The following is a 4,781-nucleotide window of genomic DNA, read 5'->3' as shown; positions in this document are numbered from 1 at the left end:
TAAAGACGTGGCTCTACATCTCGGGAGGCGTGGCGGCGGCAGGCATCCTGACCGCGGTGGTCGTCGCCGCGACCAAGCCGAAGGCAAAAGCAAGAGTGGCGATGGGGCATTGAGGGGCAGAGGTATAGGAGGCGTGTCCTCCACCACCCCATATATAGAAGCGTGGTGAAAGGAGACTAGGCCATGGCGAACAGGAACATCAGGAACTTCATCGACCCGAGCGCGCTGCCGCTTGTCGTGCCCATTCCGTTTACGGGGCTGACGAGTGCCGCAGCGGTGACGGTCGATTCCGGCGTGATCAGCACCGAGCGGGATTTCTACGGGACCGTGGTCCGGTCGGCCGGATACGTCCCCGGGCTCTTCCAGTTCGTGCTGACGGATGGAGAGGGCATTCCGCTGTCTCCGGCGCCGATCGACGGCGTTCTGGCACTCGCTACGGTCAATGAGATCGTGCGGAACCTCGGGGAATCCGGACGACTCGTGCCCATCTTCGCTCCGAAGGGAACGAAGATCACGGTGGTGCTGACGACGGCGTTGGCGGGTCCGATTTCCGGAATGATCGAGGTCCGTGGGAACACGATCAAGGGGTAGCCATGTTCCGTGCGCATAGAGGGCGCTCTAGTTTCCAGTCCAAGTCAAAGGGCTGGAGGCAGTCGCCCCTATTTTTGGGGCGATAGAGCGCCCCCTTTGGATACGCGACAAGGAAGGTTCTAGGAGGAAGTCATGGACGGCTTTGCGGTGACGCTCGTGGCGGAGGTGTCCGGGCCCGGCCCGCTCACCTTTACGCAGATCAGCGACGAGGGAGCCGTCGTTATCCCCGGATTGACCGAGTTCGTCTTTCCGAACAACGGAAAGAAATGGCAGGTCACGGTGATCGACGCTTCGAACTCGAACGGCGCGTTCGCCTACCGTCTGAACTACAGGAGCGACTCCGGCATCGAGCGTCTGATCGACATCGTCGGCCCTTCCGCGGGCGAAGTGCTCAAGTCGTTCGCGAACGAGACGCCGCTTCTGGAAGTCCTCGGGAATGGCGTGAGGGCGCTCCAGGCCGAGGCGATTCAGGCGGTCGGCGCGGTCGCCGATGGAAACCTCACCGTGATCGTGGTGCAGAGGGAGACATAGACGTCAATGCATCCCGGTTTGCCCTGTCGGCAGATCGGGCGTAGTTGGTGGTTCCTTTAAGGAGGCTGGCACATGGCGGGTTTCGTTCACACCCTGGTGGCGGAGGTGCTCGCGGTCGGGCCGCTCACGTTCACCCTCATCGACGATGAGGGCGCGAACGTCGAACTGGGCCTGACGGAGTACGTCATCCCGAACAACGGCAAGGTCTTCCAGGTCCAGGCCGTGGACGGGTCGAACAGCGCGGGCGCGTTCTCGTACCGGGTCAACTACCGGGCCGACTCGGGCGTGGTTCGGCTGATCGACGTGGTGTCGCCCTCGGCGGGTGAAGTGCTGAAGACCTTCGCGGTCGAGGCGCCTCTCCTGGAAGTCAAGGGCAACGGCACCCGGGCGATCCGGGCCGAAGCCATCGTCGCGGGCGGCGCGACGCCGGACGGGACGCTCACGATCATCATCGTGGAGCGCGAGACCTAGACCGGGAAGTAGTCCGCGTACCCGGCTCCGGTTCGTAAGGACTGGAGCCGGGTCGCGGCTCTCGGAAAGAGAAAGGTTAAGGAAAGACATGTACCTCGCGGAAACGGCAAGCCGGACGGACGAGGAGACGCTGGTCGCCCAGCAGGCGAAAGTGCTCGGCCTCGACCCGAAGCTCGCCGTCCAGAAATACCGCGAGGTCGCTTTGGCCCTGAAGGGCGCCGCTGACAAGCGGGAGTACTTGAGGACGGCCCTGCTGACGGCCAAAAAGGAGCATCGAGCGGCCCTGGAGACAGTCGCGGAATTGAGAGGACAGGTCAAGAAGATCAAGGACAACTCGAAGAGGGCGGAAGCGCTCTACGCGCTCAGCAAAGAGGAACTCCGGCTGAAGCGTGTCGGGCGAATTCTTGATGAGGGCAAAGGAGCCGTTGGAATGGGCATCGCGTGGATTCCGCTGCTCCTTGGCCTCACTTTGGCGGGTGTGACGATCGCGGGCTACGTGGAGTTTCGTGGCCAGGTGAAGAAGACGGTCGAGGATACTGGCAACGCCCTTATGACGCTGACGTACGTCACGGCGATCGGTGGGGGCGTTCTCATGCTCCTCTACATGGGCAAGTTGTTCCGGGATGCTTACGGTGAAGGAGCGGCGAAGTCCGGCCGTTCGAGAGCATAAACATGTACCTCAGTGCGGAACGTCCTGAGAGGTCAGTCGGAAGACTGTACGGCGACGAAGGAAAACTGAACGTCACCGTTGAGGGAGCGCAGCCTGTCATGGCCGCGCTTCCGTACATGGGCGTTTCTGGCGCTCTTCTCGTGAGCACGGTCATTCTTCCGAAAGATCCTCAGTGGGCAAAGGTAACAAAGCTCATCCTTGCCGCCGGGGGCGCCGGAATGGCGATTACCGGTCTTATCTCTGCGTTCAGGACGGCCAAGGCGATGCGGCCCGCCGGTCCTGTGGCTCCTGGTGCGGTTCCAGGTAGCCAGATGGTGCCGAATCTTGCCGAAGCAAAGCTGAAGGAGTTGATCAAGATCGACTTCGACCCATCTCAGCCTGAGACAGGTGGAACGACGAGGTCTCTGTTTTCCGATCAGGAATTTGAAGCAACGGTGGTGAACGACTCCGGGAAGACATACAGCTTCTATCCTGGAATCGCCGCTTTTGATTCCGACCAGACGCTACGTTGGCGAACGCCAGCCTTGCAGCGGCAAATCGTAACTCTTGGGCCTGGCGAGAGCAAAACGATGGGCTCTGCGGCGAGAGCGGCCCTAGCCAAGAAGCCGGAGCACGAACCTGTCTTCAAGGTGCCGTCAAGCGCGGCGCCGTGGACGTGGAACACCTACAGCGTCGAAGTCGAACTGTATCGGTCGCGAGACGATGCGCAGCCGTTCATGACGGAGAGGATTCCGATCGTGTACGGCTACTACGGTTGGCCGAATGCTGAACCTCAGGCGAAACGTGCGTAAAGGAGAGATATTCTAGTGCCCCGTTTCAGGCAGTACGCCGTGTATCCGTACGAAGCGGAGTTCGGGTTCTCGCCCGGCTTCTACGGACCCGGCTCGAAGTTCTGGGAAGTGAAGATGCCCGCCCTGCAAGGGGTTGGGAAGCGTCGGCGTACGCATCGGCTGACGGGGATGCAGAGCCAGATCCGCCGGGAGATCGAGTCCGGAATCAAGATGAGGGAGTCGAAACTGGGCTGGTACCTGGGAATTCCGATCGGGGCGGTCGCTCTCGTCGGCATCGTGGCGAGCGTCGCGAAGCTGAAGAACAAGCAGAACGGGGGAACGAACGGCTTGGGCGCCCTGCCGGACTATCTCATTCCGAAGACCGTGAAGGATCAGTTGGACAAGATCTCCGGAGCGAGCGGCAAGCTCGTGGCCGCCGCCATTCCGATCGGCGTGGGCGCGCTCGTCATCCTCGGATCTGCTGTGGTCCCGAAGTTCAAGGGGAGCGTCGTTCTTCGCATGATCGGGATCGGAGCCGGTATCTACGTCGGCGCGAGCGGCGCGGCCTATGCGATGGCGCCCGCGCCGAAGCCTGCCGGGGAGATTCCGGGCGCTCCCGGAGTGGTCGGTGGCGCGACCGCCGTCGTAAGCGGTTCTCATGGCCGTCGCTGGCTTGGAGACCCTCGTTTTGACTTGCAGGTGAGGAATACGAGTCCGCAGCCGGTTCGGCTGGTCGTGCGCGGACAGCAGTGGCTCGGGTCTTCTCCACAGACGGGCTCCCTGGAGGTTTCCTGGCCAGTCAGAGAGGTCCAGTTGGCTGGAAACGAGATCAAGACCGAGGAGTTCTTCCTGGACAAGGAGAAAGTGGACAAGTTTCCGGGGGATCGGACAGTGATGTTTGAAGTGACCGATGTGACGGACATCAAGGCGGCCAAGAAGGTGCCCGCCTTCGTGAAGACGTTCAATTACGCCGCGTAGAAGGAGCGCATTATGCCGGAGACGATGGTACCCGCGGACTACGTGACGATGCCCGTGGGAAGCTTCAACGAGGTCTACGTGGGCGACTTCGTCATCACGGAAGACCCGGGAAGCAAGCGGACCTACGTCGTCATGGACATCGGGAACTATCTGGTGAAGCCCGATGGGACGAAGGAGACGACGAAGGAGCAGCGCGTCCTCGCGAAGCTCGTCGATACGACGAACGCGAAGATCGACAAGGTCGGGAGCGTCTGGTCCTGGCCGACGTCCTACACGCTGACGCCGAAGCAGCAGGTGCTTCGCGCGCCGACGCGGGAGCGGGCTGTCACGGAAGTGTCCGCGCATGGAGGCGCGGCCGACAGCGTTCCGGCTGCCTTCGCGGCTCCGTCGAAAGGCGGTCCATGGAAAGTCTTGCTCGGCGTGACGGCGGGGCTTGTGGGTGTTGGCGGCCTTCTCTGGTGGCTTTCTCAGCGGAAACCGTCCCGCGGCATGGGCGAAGCCCCGGAGATGGAATGGATGGGCAGCCTCGGACGCGGAAAACCGAGGCTGTCGCGGAAGGCCCGCCAGTTCATCAGCCGGAAGATTCCGACCCTCCGCCGCGAAGGGTACCCGAAGCGCCAAGCCGTCGCGATCGCCTACGAGATGGCCAGGAAGCAGGGCTTCCATGTGCCTGACCCGAGCGATCTCGGGGCCGATCCATATCCGGCCGAGATGCAGTTTCAGAACGGCCTCGGCAGGAAGACGAAGTCGAAGCGCATCCGCTGCTAGAG

At 62.1% G+C, this 4,781-nt stretch carries 7 protein-coding genes; all 7 read left to right on the top strand.

The features are described from left to right. Positions 1–183 precede the first annotated feature (183 nt). The 7 genes from VEK15_20525 to VEK15_20495 all read left to right on the top strand — a co-directional run bounded on the left by VEK15_20525 (position 184) and on the right by VEK15_20495 (position 4,779). Positions 184–591 (top strand): hypothetical protein, encoded by a 408-nt coding sequence (locus VEK15_20525; GenBank protein ID HXV63098.1) that lies wholly within the window; start codon positions 184–186, stop codon positions 589–591. A 132-nt stretch (positions 592–723) separates the two neighbouring features. Then, a complete protein-coding gene (locus tag VEK15_20520) occupies positions 724–1,122 on the top strand; it encodes a hypothetical protein (GenBank protein HXV63097.1) in 399 nt (132 codons plus the stop codon). 72 nt (positions 1,123–1,194) lie between these two features. Then, on the top strand, positions 1,195–1,593 hold the full coding sequence (locus tag VEK15_20515; protein HXV63096.1) for a hypothetical protein: 399 nt from the start codon (positions 1,195–1,197) through the stop codon (positions 1,591–1,593). A gap of 88 nt (positions 1,594–1,681) precedes the next feature. Beyond that, a complete protein-coding gene (locus tag VEK15_20510) occupies positions 1,682–2,263 on the top strand; it encodes a hypothetical protein (GenBank protein HXV63095.1) in 582 nt (193 codons plus the stop codon). Between the two features lie 2 nt (positions 2,264–2,265). Further along, complete coding sequence (locus VEK15_20505; GenBank protein ID HXV63094.1) at positions 2,266–3,054, top strand: hypothetical protein; 789 nt, start codon at positions 2,266–2,268, stop codon at positions 3,052–3,054. A 15-nt stretch (positions 3,055–3,069) separates the two neighbouring features. After that, positions 3,070–4,011 (top strand): hypothetical protein, encoded by a 942-nt coding sequence (locus tag VEK15_20500; protein ID HXV63093.1) that lies wholly within the window; start codon positions 3,070–3,072, stop codon positions 4,009–4,011. Positions 4,012–4,023: 12 nt separating this feature from the next. Further along, positions 4,024–4,779, top strand: a complete 756-nt coding sequence (locus VEK15_20495) for a hypothetical protein (GenBank protein ID HXV63092.1) — start codon at positions 4,024–4,026, stop codon at positions 4,777–4,779. Positions 4,780–4,781 lie beyond the last annotated feature (2 nt).

Source organism: Vicinamibacteria bacterium, assembly GCA_035620555.1.
GTDB lineage: Bacteria > Acidobacteriota > Vicinamibacteria > Marinacidobacterales > SMYC01 > DASPGQ01.
Note: the sequence above shows the minus strand (reverse complement) of the source record. Positions and strands in the feature narration are given on the sequence as shown.